Origin of the sequence: Mycobacterium sp. Root135, from assembly GCF_001426545.1 — a bacterium.
GTDB lineage: Bacteria > Actinomycetota > Actinomycetes > Mycobacteriales > Mycobacteriaceae > Mycobacterium.
In genome coordinates, this window is record NZ_LMEZ01000001.1 from 1,132,798 (window position 1) to 1,153,698 (window position 20,901).

The window sequence follows — 20,901 nt, forward strand, 5'->3', positions numbered from 1 at the left end:
CGTTAGCGGTCCCCCAACAGGTCGACGGGTCGCTGCTGCAACAGCCGGTGCACCGGTACGAGCGCCCCGACGATCGCCATGGCGGGCAGGAACGCGGCGACCATCGCCGAGGCCTGGAGCCACGCGGTCGGTGTCGCGATGCCCGGAATCACCAGCGCCACTGCGGCTCCCGCACCGGCGATGCCGACCAGGTAGGCGACCACGAAGACGACGGCCGACTCGACGAGGAAGAAGTACAGCACCTCGTCGGCGAGCCCGATGCTCGACATGATGCCGAATTCGCGCTTGCGTTCCTGAACGGCGGCCAGGAACGACGACACCGCGATGACGAAGCCGAGTCCGAGTCCGATGGTCGAAATCAGACCGAGCGTGGAGCTGGTCACCTTGCCGGAGAACAGCGCCGAGAACTTCTGCTCGAAGGTCAGCGGCCCGCTGCCGCCGACGGTGTCGTAGATCAGACCGTGGCCACCGGCGTCGGGCAGCACCGCGGGGTCGGAGGTGAACGGCAGTCCCGTCGCCGCCCCGAATGTCTGCGCGAGGGTGCGGTCCTTCTCCCGGCCGTCGGGGGCGAACACCGTCCACCACCCCTTTTCACCGACGATGGACCGGGCGAGGTCGGCCGAGACGATGGCGGATTGGCTGTCCCCGTCGACGCCGACGACCAGGCTCTGACCGCCGATCTCCACCCGGTCACCGGGGGCGACGCCGAGCCGTTCGGCCAGCGCCGACCCCAGAGTGGTTTGACCCGAGGGTATTTCGTCACTACTGCGAAGCGAGACGGCGTCGCCCTTGACCTCGGTCACGCCGGACAAGGTGTGAACGCCGGTCCACCCGGCGGGCAGTGCCAGTTCGGGCGCAGGTCCGTCGGCGACCAACGCTTGCGCGTCCGGATCGAAGTGCACACCGGCGGCGGGTACCGCCCACAGTTGGGCACCGCCGAGCACGTCGGTCACCGAGTCGGCACCGGTGATGGCGAAGCTCGAGGAGATGGTTCGGACGATGGTGACGCATGCGATCGCCAGTGCGATGCCGAGGACGGAGAGCACGAACCGCTCCGGTCGACGACGAATGTTCGCCAACGCGAACCGGACCAGGTACCCGAAGGTATTCCCGGGCGCAGTGGCGATCGCCGGTCCTCGGACGGTCGTCGATGCAGTGGGGTCCACACAGGCGATGTTCAGCTCGCCGTGTTTCTTCGGTTGCCACCGGTGATGTCCGGAAGGTTAACTCGACCTAAGTCCGATTACGGTGTTGTGTCGCGCCCCACAACGGATTTCGTCGACGTCTGGGTGACGGAAAACGGGAAACTTTGCCTATCAGGGTAATTGAACGTCGGATTCCGCACCGATGCCGTCCGCTACGAAACGGAACGGCACGGCCGCCTCCAGCTCGTAGGCGAGTCCCAGCAGCGTCGTCTCGCGACCCAGACGTGCGCTGAACATCATGCCGACGGGCAGCCCCTCGGCGGAGTGGTTCAGCGGCAAGGAGATTGCTGGGTCACCCGTGACGTTCTGCAGCGGCGTGAACGCCACCCAGTCCACCAACCGCTCGATGATCTGGTCGTAGTCCGCAGACGGATCCAGGTGCCCGACACGCGGCGGCACGTCGGCCAAGGTCGGCGTCAACAACACGTCGTAGTCCCGCACCCGGCTCAGCATCCGGCGACGCAGCGTCGCCAGCCTGGCGATTGCCGCCGGAAGCCGGTGCAGATTGGCCGCCGCGAAGCCCTCCAATCCGAGGGTGAGGTTGTCGAGTTTGGCGCGGTCGAACGTGGCACCGAACCGACTCTTGCCGCCCCGGACCAAGGCGAACGACAGCAGCGCCCAGTAGAGCAAGAAGTCGTCGATGAAGGACTCCGGCACCGGCGGTGCGTCGAGGTATTCGACGTGGTGGCCCAAACTCTCCAGCAGCGCAGCGGTGCGGAGCGTGTGATCACGAACCTCGGGGCTGCACTCGCGTTTGACGGACTTGGTGAACACCGCCACGCGCAGCCGCGCCCGTCCCGGCCGCGTCACGTCGCCGATCGGCTCGAGCTTTGGGTTGCGCCAGACGTTCTCGGCCTCCCGATAGAAGGCGGCGGTGTCACGGACCGACCGGGTCACCACCCCGTTGGCGACGATCCGGATCGGCATCTGGCGCATGTCGGCGTCCAGGGGCAGTCGGCCGCGCGACGGCTTGAGTCCCACCAGACCGTTGCATGCCGCGGGGATGCGGATCGACCCCCCGCCGTCGTTGGCGTGCGCGATCGGGACCACACCCGCGGCCACGAACGCCCCGGAGCCCGACGACGACGCCCCTGCGGTGTGGTCGGTGTTCCAGGGATTGCGGACCGCGCCGAGCCGGGCATGTTCGGCGACGGCACTGAAGCCGAACTCCGACATCTGGGTCTTGCCGAGCGCGACCAGGCCCGTCGCCAAGTAGGTCCGCGCGAAGTCGCCGTTGGCGAGCTCGGGCCGCGGCTCCCATGCGTCGGTGCCCTCCATCGTCGGCATGCCCTCCACGGCGGCGTTGTCCTTGACGTAGGTCGGCACCCCGTCGAAGAAGCCGCCGTAGGGGGTTCTTGCCGCGGCGCGGACGCGAGCCGCGTCGAAGGCCTCGTAGGCCAGACCGTTCAGGTGATGGTTGACCTTCTCGGTGCGGGCGATCGCCGCCTCGACGACCTCCATCCGCGACACGGCACCCGACCGGATGGCCTCGGTGACGCCTACCGCGTCCAGTCGTCCGAGTGCGTCGTCGTCGAATGCCGAAACCAAGGTCATCCCCCGACGCTAGCAATGCCCGGATACAGAGAAACCCCGCGTCCACCGGGATCACCGGCGGAGACGCGGGGTCTCCCTAGCTGAGCGATTGGTGCGTCGCTCAAGTCGTTGCGCCTAGGAGCGGCCGACCTCGAACCGGACGAACCGCGTGACGGTCAACCCTGCATCCTCGGTCAGAGCCTTGACGCTCTTCTTGTCATCGGAGATGGCCGACTGCTCCAGAAGGACGACGTCCTTGAAGTAGCCGGTCAAGCGGCCTTCGATGATCTTCTGCATGGCTTGCTCGGGCTTGCCCTCTTCGCGAGCGGTTTCCTCGGCGATGCGACGCTCGTTGGCGACGGCTTCGGCGGGGACGTCCTCACGCGTGAGGTACTTGGCCTTCATCGACGCAACCTGCAGGGCCACGGCGTGCGCGACCTCGGGGTTGCCACCGGTGTACTCGACGAGGACGCCGACCGCGGGCGGGAGGTCGGACGACCGCTTGTGCAGGTACGCCTCGACCGTGCCGTCGAAGTAGGCGACGCGACGAAGTTCGAGCTTCTCGCCGATCTTGGCCGAGAGGTCGGCGATGACCTGCTCGACGGTCTTGTCGCCGATCTTCGCGGCCTTCAGTGCGTCGACGTCGGCTGCCTTGGACTCGGCAGCGGCGTTGACGATCTGCGCGGCGACGGACTGGAACTCTTCGTTCTTCGCGACGAAGTCCGTTTCCGAGTTCAGTTCGATCAGTGCGCCACCCTTGGCGGCGACCAGACCTTCGGCCGTCGCACGCTCGGCGCGCTTGCCGACGTCCTTGGCACCCTTGATGCGCAGGACCTCGACGGCCCGCTCGAAGTCACCATCGGCTTCGACAAGGGCGTTCTTGCAGTCGAGCATGCCCGAGCCGGTCAGCTCCCGAAGTCGCTTGACGTCGGCAGCGGTGTAGTTCGCCAATTTCTCTCTCCTACGAAGATTCAGTGGGCGTCTCGGTGGCGACCGGCGCCGCCTCGACGGGAGCAGCAGCCGCCGGTGCGGTGGCGGTGGCGAGCAGTTCCTGCTCCCACTCCGCCAACGGCTCGGCAGCACCCTCGGCGGCACCCTTGTCGGCGCCGGCACCCGAGCGGGCCTTGAGCCCCTCGGCGACCGCGGAGGCGATCACCTTGGTGAGCAGCGCGGCCGAGCGGATCGCGTCGTCGTTACCCGGGATCGGGTAGTCGACCAGGTCGGGATCGCAGTTGGTGTCCAGGATCGCAAGGATCGGGATGTTCAGCTTGCGCGCTTCCGCGACCGCGAGGTGCTCCTTGTTGGTGTCGACGATCCAGATCGCCGAGGGCACCTTCTGCATGTCCCGGATACCACCGAGGCTGCGCTCGAGCTTGTTCTTCTCGCGCGTCAGCATCAAGATTTCCTTCTTGGTGCGACCCTCGAAGCCACCGGTCTGCTCCATGGCCTCCAGCTCCTTCATCCGCTGAAGGCGCTTGTGCACGGTCTGGAAGTTGGTGAGCATGCCACCGAGCCAGCGCTGGTTGACGAAGGGCATCCCGACACGGGTTGCCTCGTCGGCGATGGACTCCTGCGCCTGCTTCTTGGTACCGACGAACATGATGCTGCCGCCGTGGGCGACGGTTTCCTTGACGAACTCGTACGCCGTGTCGATGAACGTCAGCGTCTGCTGCAAGTCGATGATGTAGATGCCGTTGCGGTCCGTGAAGATGAATCGCTTCATCTTGGGATTCCAACGGCGGGTCTGGTGCCCGAAGTGCGCGCCGCTGTCAAGCAGCTGCTTCATTGTTACGACAGCCATGATTGGCTTTGTCCTTCTTCAGTCGGTTGTCGTCCGGCATCGGGTGATGCCAAACCCTGGCGGCCGTTGCATACCGGACCCGTGTCGAGGAACTCCCCAACATGGGACCAACCGGCATGCGCGTGCAACCCTGGAAGTACGGGGCTGCGGCACGGGCGCGCGAAGTCAACCCGCTTACACGGATTGCGGGACTGAGTTTACACCGTTGACATGCGTGCTCTTGCCACGCGGCCGTCCACAGTCGTCGTTTCATCCACAGATGCCGGTTGACGGCTATCCCTGGCGCCGATTCGCACGCTGAACTGGCGCGATGAGACTACTTGCGACGTTGACGGCGATCGGCTTGCTCACCGCCGTACCTGCGGGCGCCGTCGCGGACCGACTGGACTGGCCGCTGCGACCGAGACCGGCCGTGGTCAGGGCGTTCGACGCACCCGCGCCGAACTGGAACCGCGGGCACCGCGGCGTCGACCTCGCCGCCGCGACGGGTCAGACGGTCTACGCCGCCGCGTCCGGCACGGTCGTTTTCGCCGGTGAGCTGGCTGGACGACCGCTCGTCTCGATCGCGCACCCCGGCGGTCTGCGCACCACCTACGAACCGGTGGACGCGGTGGTACGCGCGGGACAGCTGGTCGACGCGGGAACCGCGGTCGGCGCCGTGGTCGCCGGCCATCCGGGCTGTGGTGCCGCGGCGTGCCTGCACTGGGGTGCGATGTGGGGTCCGGCGTCGCGTGCCGATTACGTCGACCCGCTGGGCCTCGTCGTCACCACTCCCGTTCGACTCAAGCCCTTGGGTGGGCCTGGTCGTGCACCGCTCGTAGGCGCGCCACCGTGACGTGGGTGTAGAGCTGCGTGGTCGCCAACGACGAGTGACCGAGGAGCTCTTGGACGACGCGGAGATCTGCCCCACCCTCGAGCAGGTGCGTCGCCGCGCTGTGCCGCAAACCGTGCGGGCCGATGTCGGGGGCGCCGTCGACGGCGGCCATGGTCTGGTGCACGACGGTGCGGGCCTGGCGCGGGTCGATGCGCCCGCCCCTGGCGCCGAGCAGAAGTGCCGCACCCGAGGTCGATGTGGCCAATGCGGGCCTGCCGTCGGTTAGCCACGAGGTGAAGGCCCGAAGCACGGGCTCGCCGAACGGAACCGTGCGTTGCTTGTCACCCTTGCCGAGCACGCGCAGGACCCGCTGCCCGGTGTCCACGTCGTCGACGTCGAGACCGCACAGCTCGCTGACGCGAATGCCCGTGGCATACAACGTCTCGACGATCAGCCGGTCCCTCAGCGCCATCGGATCGCCCTGCTGAGCGCCGGACGTGGCGGCGTTCATGGCGTCAAGCGCTTGGTCCTGACGCAGCACGGCTGGCAGGGAACGACGCGACCGTGGCACCTGCAGGCGTGCCGCGGGATCGCTCTCGATCAGCCCACGCCGCAAGGCCCATGCGGTGAACGTCTTCACCGCCGAGGTTCTGCGCGCTAGCGTCGTGCGCGCGGTCCCCGACGCGGCCTGCGCGGAGAGCCACGACCTCAACACCGGGAGCGTGAGACGGTCCAACGACGGCTGCTCGCCGAGAAAGGCGAACAACGAGCGCAGATCACCGAGATAGGCGCGGCGGGTGTGCTCCGAACGGCCGCGTTGCAACGCGAGGTATTCGTCGAACTCCTCGAACACCACCTCGACTGCCACGGCCACTCCCCTACCGTCGCAGACCGCTCGATGCGTCGCCTCGTCGTGCGGTTCGTGTCGCCGATTCGAGACCACACGGTGATGCTGCCGGTCTCGGCGGACCAATTAGGGCGCTACCGCGGCACTCGCCGGGTCGATCATGATCTTGGCGTGGGTCTCCGGATCACCAAGGGCGTCGAACGCCGCCTCCACTCCGTCCAACCCGACGGTGCCGGTCAGCAGTGGCGAACCGTCGACCTTGCCGTCGGCCAGCATGTGCAGGGTGTCGCGGAATTCCAGTGGCGTGTAACCGAATACGAAGCGAAGGTCGACTTCCTTGCTGATCGCCATCGCGGGACGCAGCTTGTCTTCGCCCATGCAGACGCCGACCACGACGACACGCGAATTCAGCGGTGCGGCGCCCACGATGCCGTCGATCATCCCCGGTACGCCGACGCACTCGAAGATCACCGGCCGCTTCGGGCCTGCCGCGCCAAGGGCGTCGGCGGCACGGTACACGTGTGACCACCCGGGAAGGTTGCGCAGCTTCTCCATCGAGCCCATCCCCAGTTCGTAGAGGGCGGGCGCTCTGGTGATCATGCCCTTGCTCCCGGCGCGTTCGTACGGTGAGTCGACGGCCGGGTCGACCACGACGTCGGCACCGCACTTCGTCGCGAGAGCCCTTCTGCCGGAGGAGAAGTCACTCGCGACGACGGTCTTTACCCCGGAGGCCTTGAGGTGACTGATCACGGCCAACCCGACCGGACCGCAGCCGATCACGATCGCGACGTCACCCTTGCCGATCTCGCTGCGGCGCACCGCGTGCAGGGCCACCGCCATCGGCTCGGTGAGGGCGGCGACGTCGGCCGACAGCCCGTTGGGCACGACGAAGCTCATCGCGGCCTCGGCGAGCACCCGCTCGGCGTAGCCGCCGGGCGCCAACGGTGACAACCCGGTCAGGTGCACCCCGCCTGCGGCGCGCACCAGGGGAAACGAGACGACGAGCGTCCCCACCTTGAATTCCTTGGCGACCCCACGTCCCCGCTCGGCGACTTCGCCGGAGAACTCGTGGCCCATCACGACGGGGGTGTCGGCCCGCATGAAGTCCTCGTAGCCCACCGCCTTCATGACGTCTTCGAGCTCACCGGCGTGGTGGCGGGCGTGCAGGTCGGAACCGCATATGCCACAGCGATTCACGTCGAGGACGAGTTGCCCCTTCTGCGGCTGCGGCTCGTCAACGTCGACGACCTCCAGGTTGCCGTCGAGGCAACGCACCGCCCTCATCGGGACACTCCCGCCGACTCGACGCGCCGTAGCGCATCCGGCACCAGGTCGTCGAGCGAGGGATACCCGTCGATGGCCATGATGAGGTCCACCTCGGCAAGCAGGGATCGCAGGACGTGCACCACGCCGTCGGCGCCGCCGAGGGCCATGCCGTAGGCGTACGGCCGTCCGACGCCCACCGCCGTCGCGCCAAGCGCGAGTGCCTTCACGGCGTCGGCGCCGCTGCGGATGCCGGAGTCGAACAGCACCGGCACCCCGTCGGCTGCCTCGACGACATCAGGCAGGCAGTCGATCGCCGGCAGTCCCCCGTTGGCCTGTCGCCCACCGTGATTGCTGCAGTAGATGCCGTCGACTCCGCCGTCGACCGCCCTGCGGACGTCGTCGGGATGCTGAATGCCCTTGACGAGAAGCGGGAGCGACGTCAACGATCTCAACCACGGCAAGTCGTTCCAGGACAACGAGTTTCCGAACACCGAGATCCACTTCAGGATCGCGGCCTGTGGGTTCTCCTCGGGGGTCTGCGCCAGTGAGGCGCGGAAGACCGGATCGCTGGTGTAGTTCGACAGGCAGTGCCCGCGCAGCTGCGGGAAGTTCGACGTCGAAAGGTCACGCGGGCGCCAGCCGGGAATCCACGTGTCCAACGTGACGACGATTCCCTTGTAGCCGGCAGCCTCGGCCCGAGAGACCAGGCTGGCCGCCAGGTCACGATCGGTTGGCGTGTAGAGCTGAAAGAAGCCGGGGGTGTCACCGAACTCGGCGGCCACCTCCTCCAAGGGGTCGGCCGTCAACGTCGACGTGATCATCGGAACCCCGGTGCGGGCGGCCGCCCGCGCCGCCGCCAGGTCACCGTGACCGTCCTGCGCGCACAAACCGATGACCCCGACGGGCGCCATGAACAGCGGCGACGGCAGTGTCATCCCGAACAGGTCGACCGAGACGTCACGTTCCTTGGCGCCGACGAACATTCGCGGCACCAGGCCCCAGCGTTCGAACGCCGTGACGTTGACCCGCTGCGTGCGCTCGTCGCCCGCACCGCCGGCGACGTAGGACCACAGTGACGGGGACATGGCGGCCTGGGCCTTGGCCTCCAGTTCGGCGAACGCCATCGGGTACGACGGCAGAACTCCGGAAAGCCCCTGGAGGTAGATCTCGAGCTGATAGTCACCGAATGCCATGGCCTAAGCCTGCCAGCCCGGGCTCAACCGGCGGACTGAGACTCCGCTTTCGCCAGCTCGGCCTTCCATTGCCGGAAGGTCTCCTCGGTGCGACCGCGCCGCCAGTACCCGGATATCGACGCCCACTTCGCCTCGACGCCGCGCTCCTTGCGGATGTAGGACCGCAGGTTGTGCATGACGGCTTGGGCCTCGCCGTGGATGAAGACCTGCACCTGACCGGGCCGCCACAGGACTTCCTTGACGGCCTCGATCAGAGGTGCCTGGTCACCGGCGCGGTCCTCGGGGACCAGGTCGGCGCGACCGCCGCGGTAGAGCCAGCGAATCTGGACGCCCTCGGGGGCCACCAACTCGATCTCGTCGTCGGGGCCACTGACCTCCACGAAGACGAAGCCGACGGCGTCCGGCGCCATCGCCTCGAGTGCGGCGCTGATCGCGGGCAGCCCCGACTCGTCACCTGCCAGCAGGTGCCAGTCGGCGGCGGGGTCGGGCGAATAGGCGCCGCTGGGACCCATCAGGTAGGCGGGGTCGCCCGGCTTGACCGACGCCGCCCAGGGACCCGCAACACCGTGCTCGCCGTGGACGACGAAGTCGATGCTGATCTCGCCGCGTTCGCGGTCGACCTTGCGGACCGTGTAGGTCCTGACGACGGGCTGGTACTCGTCGGGCAGCTCCTTGAAGCTGTCGAGGGTCAGCGGCGTCGGGAGCGTGGAGACGTCGGTTCCCGACCGTGGCAACACGATCTTGACGTAGGAGTCGGTGAAGTCGGTGGGAGTGAACGTGGTGAAGCCCCCGCCGAGAACCACTCGGATCATGTGGGGCGTCAGCTGTTCGCTGCGCACCACGTCTAAGGTGTGGATCGGACGGCCTGCCACAGTCACCTCTTTGCATTCGTCGGTTGGCGCCTTCGACTATACGAGCGGGCGACGTCGGGTGGCCGGCTACCGCGCGAGCACTCCGGCGGTGAACTTGGGCTGGAAGTCCGTCGTCAGCAGGGCGCCGAAGTTGTCCTCGCGATTGCCGGGGTTGGCGGTGTCGACGTCGCGAATGCTGTAGATGAACGCCGGCCCGGCCCACCCCGCGGCGGCCAGTCCCGCGAGCACGTCGAGGATCTGCGTGGCCTGCTCCTGCTGGCTGACGCCCTCAGCGGCGGGATCGGAGGTGGGCGCCCCAAACTCGGTCATCCACACCTTCTTGTCGCCGTCGCCGTTGAGCGTCATGACGTCGTGGGCGCGTGCAAGGTCGGACCACGCGTTGTCCGGGTCGGCGGCCAGGCCGGTGGGAAAGACGTAGGGATGCATGGCAACTGCGTCGAAGTAGCCCTTCGCGCCGTTGACGTACATGTCGTTGAGGAAGTTCGCAGGCCCGTCGACGCCGACGGCGGGGCTGAGCCCCGCCGAGATGACGGTGCTGTTGGGCTGCACCGCCTTGATCGCCGGGTAGGCGGCCTTCAGCAGGCCGACGTAGACGGCGGCGCGACTTTCGGCGAAGCCGAGGAACCGAGGCAGGTTCGGTTCGTTCCACAGTTCCCAGTCGGTCACGCGGTCGCGGTAGCGCTTGGCGACGGCAGCCGCGAACGTCGCGTAGTCGTCCGGGTCTATCGGAGGCGCGTACAGCGCAGTGCCGGGGGCCTTGGCCCAGTCCGGGGTGTTGGTGATCAGGCCGAGGACCCGCATCCCCCTGGCGCGGGCGCCGTCGATCCAGTGATCCACGTAGCCCCAGTCGTATTCGCCCTTGACCCTCTCGACGGCGTGCCAGTCGACGTGCACCCTCATCCAGCGTGCGTTGGTCAGTGCGGCCGCGTCGAGTTCGCGGTCCGCGTCCTCGGCGCTCATCCAAATTTGGGAGGCGCCGACGCTGAATCCGTAGCCGTCGGCGGGCACCACGGGCTCGGCGTCGGCGGTGCGACAACCGGCGACGGTCATCGTGACGACCAGGACCATTACGGAAAGGCAGCGGCCCCACGTTCCGACGCCGCGCATGCGGTCAACTTACCGGAGCCCCGCTCAACCAGAGGTCGACGGCAGGTCCGCGAGATAGGAGGCGCGGCAGGCTTGGCGCGCCAGTTTGCCGCTGGTGGTGCGGTCGATCGAGCCCGCGGCAACGATCCGCACGTCCGCGACGGCGACGGCGTGACGGCGCGCCACCGCTGCGGTGATGTCGGCGACCACGGCGGCATGTTCCACGCGCCCCGCCCCGGCGGCGCGTTCGGCGACGATCACCACTCGTTCGCCGGAGTCGTGCGCGGGCCGATGAGGAAGCACGTCGGCGGGCACGGTGAAGGCGGCGACGTAGCCGGACCGGACCACCCGCGAGCTCTCCGAGACGGTCGCCTCGATGTCCTGCGGATAGTGGTTGCGGCCGTCGACGATGATGAGGTCCTTCATGCGGCCCGTGAGGTAGAGCTCGCCGTCGAGGTAGACGCCGAGGTCACCGGTTCGCAACCAGAGGCCGTCGTGCGGGGCTCCCTCGGCGTGGCTGCCGCTCGCCAACCGCACCAGCAGCTTGTTGCGAAACGTCTGCTCGGTCTCGAGTTCCCTGCGCCAGTAGCCGCCCCCGATGTTGTTGCCGTGCAACCAGATTTCGCCGATGGACCCGTCGGCCAGCTCCGAACCGTGCTCGGGGTCGACGATCGCGCCCCACTGGCTACGCACCATCTGACCGCAGGAGACGTGGGCGACGCCGTTCGGTGCGGCGGGGTCCACCGGAACGGCCCGGCCCGCCGACAGCGCCTCGCGGTCGAGGAAGATCGCGGTCGGCTCGGCGTCCGGGGCGATGCTGGCGACCGACAGCGTCGCTTCGGCCATGCCGTAGGACGGCTTGATGGCGCTGCGGGCCAGGCCGTACGGGGCGAACGCCGCGACGAACTGGTCGACGGCCGTCGGCGTGACCGGCTCCGATCCGTTGAGCAACCCGACCACGTTGCTGAGGTCGAGGGCTTCACCCGCGGCGGGCAGCCCGCGCTGGGCGGCGAGCGCGAACGCGAAATTGGGTGCGGCCGCGAAGGTTCGACCGTGGGCACCCTCGTCCGCAAGTGCCTTGATCCACCGGCGCGGTCGCCGCACGAAGGCTTGCGGTGACATCAGGGTGATGTGTCCTCCGCACAAGGCCGGGAACATGATCATCACGAGGCCCATGTCGTGGTGGAGTGGCAGCCAACTCACACTGCGGATGTCGGTGTCGAGCCCACCGGCGAGAATCATCTGGGCGACGTTGGTACACACGGCCCGGTGGCTGATCTCGACGCCGGCCGGGGCGCGCGTCGACCCGGAGGTGTACTGCAGATAGGCGATGTCGTCGGTGGCCAGGTGCACGGGGCTGAACAGGTCGCCGACCGTGTCGGGGACGGCGTCGACGGCAATGATTCGTGGGCGGAGGCTCCGAGGACGCTTGCGGACAAATGTCGTAATCGATTCTGCGGCTGGGCTCGTCGTCAGGATCACCGAGGGAGTCGCGTCGGCGATCACCGATTCGAGCCGTTCGGCCTGGCCCGCGAATTCGGGTGCGAACAGCGGCACGGCGATGCACCCCGCCTGGACCGCGGCGAAGAAGCCCACCACGTAGTCGAGACCCTGAGGAGCCAGGATCGCCACGCGCTCCCCCGGCGTGGTCACCTGCTGGAGCCGACCTGCGACGGCTCGCACCCGATCCCCGAGTTCGGTCCAGGTCAGTTCGATCGCCGATCCGTCGTCCTCACGGGAGTAGTCCAGAAACCGGTACGCCGGCGTGCCGCCGAGCTCACGTGTGTTGCGGTCCAAGTGCGAAATCAGCGTCACCCCATCGGGGATCGCGACATTGCCTTCGGCGTCCAGAAAGTCGCCGAGGGCACTCTCGGATTGATCAATGTTGTCCTGCAAGGCTTCCCGACCCATAGGCCGACAATAGTAGAGTGGCTAACCTTTGGATGACCAGAATCCCTGTGTCGCTCGTCACGTAGAGCCCATGGCAACGACTTGGTCTCATAGGCTTACCGACCCCGCAACTGCATTCACCGCGGCACGATCCGCCACCTCCCCTCTTGCCGTCGCACCAGACCGGCGAGCTCCAATGTCGCCAGCGGGCCCAGCAATTCGGTCGGTGGCAGACCGGCGGCCACCGCAAGCTCGTCGACGGTGCGGGCACCGCGGGCGGGCAAGGCGTCGTAGGTGCGCAGCTCGACGTCGGTGAGGCCGTCCAGTGGCGAGGTCGGCCGGCCCGGTTCAGGCGCCAGCTCGCCGGCGGCGCCGACCACTTCGACGACCTCCTCGACGCGCGTCACGAGCAATGCGCCGTTCCTGATCAGCACGTGGCACCCCGCCGAGGCAGACGACGTCACCGGGCCTGGATAGGCGCAGACCGGACGGCCGAGGGCCTCCGCCCAACCGGCGGTGTTGGCTGCGCCGCTGCGCAACCCCGCCTCGACCACCACCGTCGCACCGGAGAGGGCGGCAACCAGGCGGTTGCGGGTGAGGAACCGGTGGCGTGCCGGCCGCACGCCCGGCGGATATTCGCTGACCAGCAGGCCCTGCTCGGCGACCCGGCGCAGCATCGCGGTGTGCGCGGCCGGGTAGGGCACGTCGATCCCACCCGCCAGCACCGCGACCGTGAGACCCTCGGCGCCGAGCGTCGCCCGGTGGGCGACACCGTCGATCCCGAACGCGCCACCCGAGACGACGGCCACGTCACGTTCCGCGAGTCCGGCGGCCAGGTCAGCGGCCTGATGCTCGCCGTACATCGTTGCCGCGCGCGTTCCCACGATGGCGCAGGAACGCTCGGCCACGTCCGCCAGCGAGTCCTCCCCGATCACCCACAACACCATCGGCGCGACACCGGCCGGCCGGTCACACACCGGTGTCCCCCTGAACGACGTGAAGGCCAGCAGCGGCCAGTCAGGGTCGTCGGGGGTGACCAGCCGACCTCCCAACCGGGCGAGTGCCTCCAAATCCTCTGCTGCACAGTCGACGTCGCGACGCGCCTCGGTGATCCGCTGCAGCTTCTCGTCCTTCAACCCACCACACTTGATCCGTGCCGCCGCCTCGACGGGTCCGACGTCCGCCACGAAGGCCGACAACTCCCGGGACGGCGGCTCGACGACTCGCGACAGGTAGGCCCAGGCCTCGTTCTCGTCGGTCATCGCGCACCTCCGTCCTGCCGGAAGCTCAGCGCGGTGTTGACGTCTTCCAGCACGGGCATCGTGCGGCCCTTCAGGTCGGCGAGCGTCCACGCGACACGCAGAGTCCGGTCGACGCCACGGACGCTCAGATCACCCTTGTCGAGGGCGGATCGCAGCGGCGCCATCACAGTCCGGTCGAGACGGAACCGGCGCCTCAGCAACGGTCCGGCGACCTCGGCGTTGGTGCGCACTCCGTAGGGCGCCCACCTCGCCGCCGCTGCGTCACGGGCCGCGGCCACCCGACCGCGCACCACGGCCGTGGACTCCCCTTCCTCGGATCCGATCGCGCCAGAGGGAACCGGATGCACTTCCACCCGCAGATCCACGCGATCCATCAGTGGTCCGGACAACTTGCCGAGATACCGCCGCTTGACGACAGCCGGACAGACACAGTCACTGGACCTCGCCGGTGCGCACGGACACGGGTTGGCGGCCATCACCAGCTGAAATCGGGCGGGGTACTGTGCAACCCCGTCTCGGCGGGCCAGCCGAATCTCGCCGTCCTCCAACGGCGTTCGCAGGGCTTCGAGCACGCTGGAGCCGATCTCGGCGCACTCGTCGAGGAAGAGCACTCCGCGGTGCGCGCGGCTCACCGCCCCTGGGCGAGCAAGACCAGATCCGCCGCCCACCATAGCGGCGACGGTGGACGTGTGGTGCGGTGCGACCAACACCGGCCTGGTGATCAGAGGCGTGCGGCCCGACAGCAGACCAGCCACCGAGTGGATGGCCGTGACCTCGAGTGACTCGTCATGGGTGAGGGGAGGCAACAGACCGGGAAGCCGTTGCGCCAGCATCGTCTTGCCAACCCCCGGCGGACCGGTCAGCAGCAGGTGGTGGGCACCGGCGGCGGCGACCTCGACGGCGAACCTGGCGTGGGTCTGGCCGACGACGTCGGCGAGATCGGCGATCGGTTGCTCCTCGGCCTCCACCTCGACCACGCGGTCGTCGAGGGCGCCCTTGCCCGTCGACCACGCCTGCACCTGTCGCAGCGTCCTGGCTCCCCACACCTCGATGCCGTCGACCAGACTGGCCTCGGCCAGGTTGTCGATCGGCACCACGACCGACGGCCAGCCCTCCCGCTTGGCGGCCAACACCGCGGGCAGTACGCCCTTGACCGGTCGGACGCGCCCGTCGAGGGCCAGCTCACCGAGCAACACCGTCTTGTCCAAGCGCGCCCAGGACGTCTTCTTCTCCGCCGAGATCACGGCCATCGCCAAGGCGATGTCGTATACCGAACCCATCTTGGGCAGGGTGGCCGGCGACAGGGCCAACGTCAGTCGGGTCTGCGGCCATTCGTTGCCGCAGTTGGTGATTGCCGCCCGCACCCGGTCGCGGGATTCCTGCAGCGCCGCGTCGGGCAGCCCGACGAGGTGCACCCCCGGCAGCCCGTTGGTGATGTCCGCCTCGATCTCCACGATCGTGCCGTCCACCCCGCGGACCGCGACCGAATACGCCCGTCCCAGCGTCATCACCCCACCGCCCGAAGGTGGGTGATCTCCGGCGTCGGGCCACGCCCGATGCGGACGCCGACGACGTCGATGCGCACCTTCGACCAGCCGCGGTCCTGGCCGGCCAACCACAGGCCCGCCAACCGGCGCAACCGCCTGACCTTCTGCGGCGTCACCGCCTGCTCGACGCCACCGAAGCGGTCGCTGGTGCGCGTCTTCACCTCCACGAACACCACCGCACCGGCCGCGGCATCCACGGCGATCACGTCCAGCTCGCCGTACCGGCATCGCCAGTTGCGGGCCAACACCGTCAGCCCCTGCGCCGTCAGATGGTCGACCGCAAGTTGCTCACCGAGAGCGCCGATCTGGGCCCGAGTCCACGTTTCCGTCATGACCCCACCGTGCGAGTCCGCACCGACAGCCAACTCGAGAAATCACGACGTCATCCACAGACGCCGATTCATCCACAGGCGTCAAAAACCGTCGTGCCATGATGTGCGCCATGGCAAGCCGACCTCACCACCGGGCCCTCTTGTCCGCACTGCCGCTCGCGGTGGCCGCGCTGACGGGTGTGGCCTGCGACTCCGGGACCGTGGTGAACACCGACGAGCCCCGGCCCACCGTCGAAACCAGCACCACGCCGCCACCCCCGCTGGCGAACCGCCCGACCAACGACGCCCTCGTCAACGCCTTCGACTACGCCGCACCCCAGGCAGACGGACAGACCGCCTACTACTTCACCAGCCCCAGCAAGCGGTGGGTGTGTGCGATCGTGCCGCGCATCGCGGCAGGGTGTCAGTCCTCGACCGGGTCGACGATCCCGATCAAGGGGGCGCCCGACACCGTGCCGGGGCCAGACGGCACCGACGACGCGCCGAACGCCCTCCAGGTGGGACGGCTGGGCGATCCCGGCTTCGCCGCGCTCGCCGCTCCTGGCTATTCGCTCGTTCCCGGCCCGGCGGCGATCCTTCCGTTCGGCAAGGTCTTGATCGTGTCCGGATTCCGCTGCAACGTGCAGGAGGCCACCGGCATCTCCTGCGCCAGCGAGGTGTCCGGCAACGGATTCACCTTCAGCGCAGACGGATTCACGCTTCAGTACACCGATCTGCCCGCGTAGGGTCCGCGAACGCGCTCAGCCGCGTGGCGTGGTGGTGATGTGCACGTGGTCGAAGTGGCCGTAACCCGAGGCCTGCGGACCGGCGGGCGTGTAATAGGTGCCGCGCCAGATCACGTCCTGGATTCCGAACCGGCCGGTGTTGCTCATCGCGAAGGCGAGGATCTCGTTTCCGAGCGCGATGCCCTCGGCACTCTCGGGGTTGGGAATCATGATGTCGATCGCCAGACCGCTGGGATGCCACGGCTTGGAGTCCGGGCGGACCCCGTCGATGGCCGAGATCTGGGGGAAGCGCGCGCTGACGGCCCTGGCGGCCAGAATCGTGTTGGGCTGCAAGCCCACCTCAGACGCCACGCCAACCGGCAACGCCTCGGGAAGGTCTGCGACGGCGACCTCGGGCGGCGGCGCGACGTCGCCGGGCGGTAGTCCAGGCATCGCGGCAATCGCCGGAATCGCGTTGTCGACGACTGCCTGTTGCTGCGGCGTCAACACCGAATACTGCGCTTCCGCGGCCGCGATCTGACGCAGCAGTTCCTTCCACTTGCCCTGCAGCTCTTCGCGCACGGCGGCGGCCGATTCGGCTGCGGCGCTGGCACCGGCGGCCGACTTCTCCGACGCCTGGGCCGCGGCGGACGCACGCTCCCGTGCCGATCGGAAGTCGGCCAACTGATCGGCGATCCCGGCGGCCACCGTCCGCTGCAGGGACAATTGGTCGATCAGCTGTTGCGGGGACGTCGCGGTCAACACCGCCGCGAACTGACCGTTGCTCCCGCTGGTGTAGTTCATCACCGCCACCCGGTCGAGCGCGGCCTGATGGGGCGCCAGCTCAGTGTTGGCGGCTTCGAGAGCCGTCAGGTCGGCACGGTGGCGGTCGGCGGCCGCGGCCTGCTCGGCCAGTTTGGCGTCGACGTCGCGCTGGGCTGCGGTGACGGCCTCGCGAGTCTGCACGGCCTGCTGGGACAGCTCGTCGAGCTTGGCCAACGCATCGGCTGCCGGGTCGGCGTTGACTTCACCCGTGACCGCTATCGCCACGAGGAGTCCGGCCACGAGACCGCACGTCGTTCGCCGCAGAGATTGGCGGACCCCGGTCACGCGGATTGTCACGATCCTTCGTTCGGGGACCACTCCTGGCCCGGCCGTCTACGTCCCCGGGCAAGGCTACGAACTGACACCGACGATGTCTATTCGGCGTCGACCCGGTCACCGGGTCCGCGCGAACATCGGCGGGTTGAGCCGGGCGAAGCCGTCCTGGCGGTGGTAGGGGAAGTACGGGTACGGCGCTTCCCTGGCGCTCACCGCGTCGAGCCGCGCGATCTGCTCGTCGCTCAGCGCCCACCCCACGGCTCCGAGGTTCTCGGTCAGTTGGGCGGCGTCCCGCGCGCCGACGATGACCGACGACACGGTCGGCCGCCGCAGCAGCCAGTTCAGCGCCACCTGGGGAACCGACCGCCCGGTCTCCTCGGCAATCGCGTCGAGTTCGTCGACGACGTCGAACAGCAGGGCCTCGTCGACGTGTGGTCCCGCGTCGGCCGTCGCGTGCAGCCTGCTGCGTTCTGGCACCGCCGCACCGCGCCGAATGCGGCCGGTCAGCCGTCCCCAGCCCAGCGGGCTCCACACCAGGGCGCCCACGCCCTGGTCGACGGCAAGGGGCATCAGTTCCCACTCGTAGTCCCGCCCGATCAGCGAGTAGTACACCTGGTGCGCGACGTACCGCGACCGGTGCGCGGCGTCCGCGGCCGACAGCGACTTCATCAGCTGCCATCCCGAGAAGTTGGACACCCCGGCGTATCGGATCTTGCCCTGGCCGATGAGACGGTCGAGGGTGTCGAGCACTTCGTCGACCGGTGTGTGCGCGTCGTAGGCGTGCAGTTGGAAGAGGTCGACGTGGTCGGTGCCAAGGCGACGCAGGGCGCTCTCCACCGCCTCGACGAGCCGCGAGCGCGACGTTCCCGCCTGGCCGGGTCCGGCACCGACCGGCAGTCCGGCCTTCGTCGAGATCAGCACCTGGTCGCGCCTGCCCTTCAACGCGGCCCCGAGCACCTCCTCGGACGCGCCGTCGGAGTAGACGTCGGCCGTGTCGAACAGCGTGATGCCGGCGTCCAGACACGCGTCGACCATGCGGCGCGCCTCGTCGACGTCGATGGACCCCCACGCTTCGAAGAAGTCGCCTCGGCCCCCGAATGTCGCTGCACCAAAGCTCAATTCGGAGACGACCAGTCCCGAGTCGCCCACCTGTCGATATTCCACTTCCACTCCTTAACGAGACGATGTTCCCGTTAGTGAGGTTAACACCCATCCGTTCTTAACGACACTGCAGTCCCGTTATGATGGGCGCATGACCGCCGTGACCAGACCTGGCGGCCGCACCGCCGCCGTCAGGGACGCGGTCTTGCGCGCCACCGCCGACCTACTCGTCGAATCCGGCCTCGGGGGCGTCGAATTGGCCGCGGTCGCCGAGCGGGCCGGGGTCGGCAAGTCGACCGTCTACCGGCGCTGGGGAACGGTTGCGGCACTCGTCGCTGACCTGCTGGTCGACATGGCGGACACCTCGTCGCCGCATCCAGCCACCGGATCGCTGTCCACCGACCTGCTGTCCGCCGCGAAACTGATCCGGCGCACGTTGACCGACCCGCGCCAAGGCCCGCTGTTCAAGGCGATCATCGCCACCGCCACCTGCGACCCGACCACTGCCAACGCCCTGGCTGCCTTCTACCGCAAGCGCGTCGACGAGGTGTCACACGTCGTCGCCGACGCCGTCGAACGCGGCGAGGCCCCGGACGGCATGGACGCGCGCGAGGTGATCCGGCACCTGTCGGCGCCGCTGTACTACCGCTTCATGACCGACACGGCCCCGATCACGGCCGCCGACGTTCGACGGTCGGTGGCCCTGACCATGGCCGGCGTGGACGCCGGTGTCTTCGGCCCGTGAGCCGCGCGAGCTACTCCGCCAGCGCCTCGAACAACGAGGCCAACTGACTCGGCGACAGGTCGACGCCGCACTGAGCCTTGACGTCCTTGAGTGGCTGCACGATTCGCTGCAGGTCGAGGAACTCGCCGGGATGGGCCAGGAAGTAACCGCGCACCGACGCCCGCGCCACCTCCGGCGGTTGGCTGGCCGCTGCGGTCAGCACGTCGTCGGCAGGCGGATGTGCATCCAGGTAGGCACCCGCCGAACCCAACACGCCGCTGGCCGTCGCGGCGAATCCACTGGCCTTGCATGGCGCTGCGCCAGCCGTTGGAAGGATGCCGACACCCGCGGCGACGATCCCGATCGCACACGCGCCGACGATCCCGGTGGCACTGCGACGCAAGGTGGTGGCAAAGAGATTCATGGGTGGGTCCTTTGGATGTCGAGCCGGGCCTGCCGTGTCTCAGCCAACGTACAGAATTGCCAACCCGTCGTCCTGGCAACCGAACTTCTCCCCGATTCGCCCAGGTATGTTGCTTAGGCAAGCCTCACTCGACGACTGCCGGGCCACGACCTGCGCGGAAGGGATGTACTCGATGCGATCACCTTGGAGGCGGATCGGCGTCCTGCTGACCGCCGTCGTCCTCGTCGCGAGCGCGACGGCGTGCTCGTCGGCATCCGACGAGTCCGACGGGCTGTTGATCTACAACGCCCAGCACGAGTCGTTGACCAAGGAGTGGATCGAGGCCTTCACCAAGGAGACCGGCATCAAGGTCACCTACCGCCAGGGCGGGGACACCGAACTGGGCAACCAGCTGATCGCCGAGGGCGCCTCGTCGCCCGCCGACGTCATCCTCACCGAGAACTCACCCGCCATGGCCGCCGTCGAGAAGGCGGGCCTGTTCGCCGACGTCGACCCCGCGACCGTCGCGCAGGTACCCGCGCAGTATCGGCCCGCCACCAACAAGTGGACCGGCGTCGCCGCGCGCACCACCGTCTTCGCGTACAACACGTCCAAGCTCACCGAGGCCCAACTGCCCAAGTCGATCATGGATCTCGAGAAGCCGGAGTGGAAGGGCCGCTGGGGCGCGCCGCCCGTCAAGCCGGACTTCCAGGCCATCGTGGCGGCCATCCTCGACCTCACCGGGGAGCCCGCGACGGCAGCATGGCTGGCCGGGATGAAGTCGGGCGCAGAGATCTTCCAGGACAACATCGCGACACTGCGGGCGGTCAACGCAGGCGAGGTCGACGGCGGCGTCATCTACCACTACTACTGGTTCCGCGATCAGGCCAAGACCAAGGAGATCAGCGGCAACACCGCTCTGCACTACTTCCGTAACCAGGATCCAGGTGCGTTCGTCTCGATTTCCGGTGGCGGCGTTCTGAATTCGAGCAAGAAGAAGGACGACGCCCAGAAGTTCCTCGCGTTCGTCACCAGCAAGGCAGGCCAGGAGGTGCTCGAGAAGGGCACCTCGTTCGAATACCCGGTCGCCAGTGGCGTGCCCGCCAACCCGGCGCTGGTACCGCTGGCCGACCTGCAGGCCCCCGCGGTCAACCCGTCGGACCTCGACTCCAAGAAGGTCACCGACCTGATGACGACGGCCGGCCTGCTCTAGATGGTGC

General features: G+C 68.3%; 20 protein-coding genes. 4 read left to right on the plus strand and 16 right to left on the minus strand.

Annotated features, from left to right (window positions below; genetic code table 11):
- Positions 1–2: 2 nt before the first annotated feature.
- The 4 genes from ASD37_RS05540 to rpsB form a co-directional block, all read right to left on the minus strand.
- Entirely contained in the window at positions 3–1,166 is a 1,164-nt protein-coding gene (locus ASD37_RS05540) for an ABC transporter permease (RefSeq protein ID WP_235567974.1), read from the minus strand.
- Between the two features lie 150 nt (positions 1,167–1,316).
- Positions 1,317–2,759 carry an amidase gene (locus ASD37_RS05545; RefSeq protein ID WP_056548878.1) on the minus strand — a complete coding sequence of 481 codons (1,443 nt, stop codon included), beginning with the start codon at positions 2,757–2,759 and terminating at the stop codon, positions 1,317–1,319.
- A 114-nt stretch (positions 2,760–2,873) separates the two neighbouring features.
- Positions 2,874–3,689 carry a translation elongation factor Ts gene (tsf, locus tag ASD37_RS05550; protein WP_056548880.1) on the minus strand — a complete coding sequence of 272 codons (816 nt, stop codon included), beginning with the start codon at positions 3,687–3,689 and terminating at the stop codon, positions 2,874–2,876.
- Between the two features lie 10 nt (positions 3,690–3,699).
- On the minus strand, positions 3,700–4,539 hold the full coding sequence (rpsB, locus tag ASD37_RS05555; RefSeq protein WP_056548882.1) for a 30S ribosomal protein S2: 840 nt from the start codon (positions 4,537–4,539) through the stop codon (positions 3,700–3,702).
- Between the two features lie 310 nt (positions 4,540–4,849).
- Here rpsB and ASD37_RS05560 point away from each other — a divergent pair, with 310 nt between their 5' ends.
- Positions 4,850–5,374, plus strand: a complete 525-nt coding sequence (locus tag ASD37_RS05560) for a M23 family metallopeptidase (RefSeq protein ID WP_056548884.1) — start codon at positions 4,850–4,852, stop codon at positions 5,372–5,374.
- On the opposite strand, the gene ASD37_RS05565 is transcribed toward ASD37_RS05560, so the two are convergent.
- The 9 genes from ASD37_RS05565 to ASD37_RS05605 form a co-directional block, all read right to left on the minus strand.
- Complete coding sequence (locus tag ASD37_RS05565; protein WP_370072474.1) at positions 5,322–6,209, minus strand: tyrosine recombinase XerC; 888 nt, start codon at positions 6,207–6,209, stop codon at positions 5,322–5,324. The genes ASD37_RS05560 and ASD37_RS05565 overlap by 53 nt on opposite strands.
- 117 nt (positions 6,210–6,326) lie before the next feature.
- Positions 6,327–7,484 (minus strand): zinc-binding dehydrogenase, encoded by a 1,158-nt coding sequence (locus ASD37_RS05570; RefSeq protein ID WP_056548886.1) that lies wholly within the window; start codon positions 7,482–7,484, stop codon positions 6,327–6,329.
- On the minus strand, positions 7,481–8,659 hold the full coding sequence (locus tag ASD37_RS05575; protein WP_056548888.1) for an alpha-hydroxy-acid oxidizing protein: 1,179 nt from the start codon (positions 8,657–8,659) through the stop codon (positions 7,481–7,483). Before ASD37_RS05575 ends, ASD37_RS05570 begins: the two co-directional genes overlap by 4 nt.
- Positions 8,660–8,682: 23 nt before the next feature.
- Complete coding sequence (locus ASD37_RS05580; protein ID WP_056548891.1) at positions 8,683–9,531, minus strand: siderophore-interacting protein; 849 nt, start codon at positions 9,529–9,531, stop codon at positions 8,683–8,685.
- Positions 9,532–9,597: 66 nt separating this feature from the next.
- Entirely contained in the window at positions 9,598–10,638 is a 1,041-nt protein-coding gene (locus ASD37_RS05585; RefSeq protein ID WP_056548893.1) for a cellulase family glycosylhydrolase, read from the minus strand.
- A gap of 24 nt (positions 10,639–10,662) precedes the next feature.
- Entirely contained in the window at positions 10,663–12,528 is a 1,866-nt protein-coding gene (locus tag ASD37_RS05590) for a fatty acyl-AMP ligase (protein ID WP_056548895.1), read from the minus strand.
- A gap of 116 nt (positions 12,529–12,644) precedes the next feature.
- Complete coding sequence (gene dprA / locus ASD37_RS05595; RefSeq protein ID WP_056548897.1) at positions 12,645–13,769, minus strand: DNA-processing protein DprA; 1,125 nt, start codon at positions 13,767–13,769, stop codon at positions 12,645–12,647.
- Complete coding sequence (locus tag ASD37_RS05600) at positions 13,766–15,277, minus strand: YifB family Mg chelatase-like AAA ATPase (RefSeq protein WP_056548899.1); 1,512 nt, start codon at positions 15,275–15,277, stop codon at positions 13,766–13,768. The genes dprA and ASD37_RS05600 overlap by 4 nt, the downstream gene beginning before the upstream one ends.
- Positions 15,277–15,648: a YraN family protein gene (locus ASD37_RS05605; RefSeq protein WP_056549897.1), complete on the minus strand. Its 372-nt coding sequence runs from the start codon at positions 15,646–15,648 to the stop codon at positions 15,277–15,279. The genes ASD37_RS05600 and ASD37_RS05605 overlap by 1 nt, the downstream gene beginning before the upstream one ends.
- A 110-nt stretch (positions 15,649–15,758) precedes the next feature.
- Here ASD37_RS05605 and ASD37_RS05610 point away from each other — a divergent pair, with 110 nt between their 5' ends.
- Positions 15,759–16,373 carry a hypothetical protein gene (locus ASD37_RS05610; RefSeq protein ID WP_056549898.1) on the plus strand — a complete coding sequence of 205 codons (615 nt, stop codon included), beginning with the start codon at positions 15,759–15,761 and terminating at the stop codon, positions 16,371–16,373.
- Between the two features lie 15 nt (positions 16,374–16,388).
- Here ASD37_RS05610 and ASD37_RS05615 read toward each other — a convergent pair whose 3' ends face one another.
- Together ASD37_RS05615 and ASD37_RS05620 are read right to left on the minus strand one after the other, a co-directional pair.
- On the minus strand, positions 16,389–17,462 hold the full coding sequence (locus tag ASD37_RS05615) for a hypothetical protein (RefSeq protein WP_056549900.1): 1,074 nt from the start codon (positions 17,460–17,462) through the stop codon (positions 16,389–16,391).
- 108 nt (positions 17,463–17,570) lie between these two features.
- Positions 17,571–18,617 carry an aldo/keto reductase gene (locus ASD37_RS05620; protein ID WP_056548902.1) on the minus strand — a complete coding sequence of 349 codons (1,047 nt, stop codon included), beginning with the start codon at positions 18,615–18,617 and terminating at the stop codon, positions 17,571–17,573.
- An 88-nt stretch (positions 18,618–18,705) separates the two neighbouring features.
- Between ASD37_RS05620 and ASD37_RS05625 the strand changes: the two genes are divergently transcribed.
- Positions 18,706–19,299, plus strand: coding sequence for a TetR/AcrR family transcriptional regulator (locus ASD37_RS05625; protein ID WP_056548904.1), 594 nt, complete (start codon positions 18,706–18,708; stop codon positions 19,297–19,299).
- Positions 19,300–19,309: 10 nt separating this feature from the next.
- Here the strand turns inward: ASD37_RS05625 and ASD37_RS05630 are convergent, their stop codons facing one another.
- Entirely contained in the window at positions 19,310–19,702 is a 393-nt protein-coding gene (locus ASD37_RS05630; protein ID WP_056548907.1) for a heme-binding protein, read from the minus strand.
- Between the two features lie 172 nt (positions 19,703–19,874).
- On the opposite strand from ASD37_RS05630, the gene ASD37_RS05635 reads away from it, so the two are divergent.
- Positions 19,875–20,894: an iron ABC transporter substrate-binding protein gene (locus tag ASD37_RS05635; protein WP_056549903.1), complete on the plus strand. Its 1,020-nt coding sequence runs from the start codon at positions 19,875–19,877 to the stop codon at positions 20,892–20,894.
- Positions 20,895–20,901 lie beyond the last annotated feature (7 nt).

Bases quoted from the DNA above. Each gene is read 5' to 3' on its own strand.
- ASD37_RS05600 (WP_056548899.1), bottom strand. From the start codon at position 15,277: ATGACGCTGGGACGGGCGTATTCGGTCGCGGTCCGCGGGGTGGACGGC.
- ASD37_RS05605 (WP_056549897.1), bottom strand. From the start codon at position 15,648: ATGACGGAAACGTGGACTCGGGCCCAGATCGGCGCTCTCGGTGAGCAA.
- ASD37_RS05570 (WP_056548886.1), bottom strand. From the start codon at position 7,484: ATGAGGGCGGTGCGTTGCCTCGACGGCAACCTGGAGGTCGTCGACGTT.
- ASD37_RS05585 (WP_056548893.1), bottom strand. From the start codon at position 10,638: ATGCGCGGCGTCGGAACGTGGGGCCGCTGCCTTTCCGTAATGGTCCTG.
- ASD37_RS05575 (WP_056548888.1), bottom strand. From the start codon at position 8,659: ATGGCATTCGGTGACTATCAGCTCGAGATCTACCTCCAGGGGCTTTCC.
- ASD37_RS05635 (WP_056549903.1), top strand. From the start codon at position 19,875: ATGCGATCACCTTGGAGGCGGATCGGCGTCCTGCTGACCGCCGTCGTC.
- ASD37_RS05625 (WP_056548904.1), top strand. From the start codon at position 18,706: ATGACCGCCGTGACCAGACCTGGCGGCCGCACCGCCGCCGTCAGGGAC.
- ASD37_RS05590 (WP_056548895.1), bottom strand. From the start codon at position 12,528: ATGGGTCGGGAAGCCTTGCAGGACAACATTGATCAATCCGAGAGTGCC.
- ASD37_RS05545 (WP_056548878.1), bottom strand. From the start codon at position 2,759: ATGACCTTGGTTTCGGCATTCGACGACGACGCACTCGGACGACTGGAC.
- ASD37_RS05560 (WP_056548884.1), top strand. From the start codon at position 4,850: ATGAGACTACTTGCGACGTTGACGGCGATCGGCTTGCTCACCGCCGTA.
- dprA (WP_056548897.1), bottom strand. From the start codon at position 13,769: ATGACCGACGAGAACGAGGCCTGGGCCTACCTGTCGCGAGTCGTCGAG.
- rpsB (WP_056548882.1), bottom strand. From the start codon at position 4,539: ATGGCTGTCGTAACAATGAAGCAGCTGCTTGACAGCGGCGCGCACTTC.
- ASD37_RS05610 (WP_056549898.1), top strand. From the start codon at position 15,759: ATGGCAAGCCGACCTCACCACCGGGCCCTCTTGTCCGCACTGCCGCTC.
- ASD37_RS05630 (WP_056548907.1), bottom strand. From the start codon at position 19,702: ATGAATCTCTTTGCCACCACCTTGCGTCGCAGTGCCACCGGGATCGTC.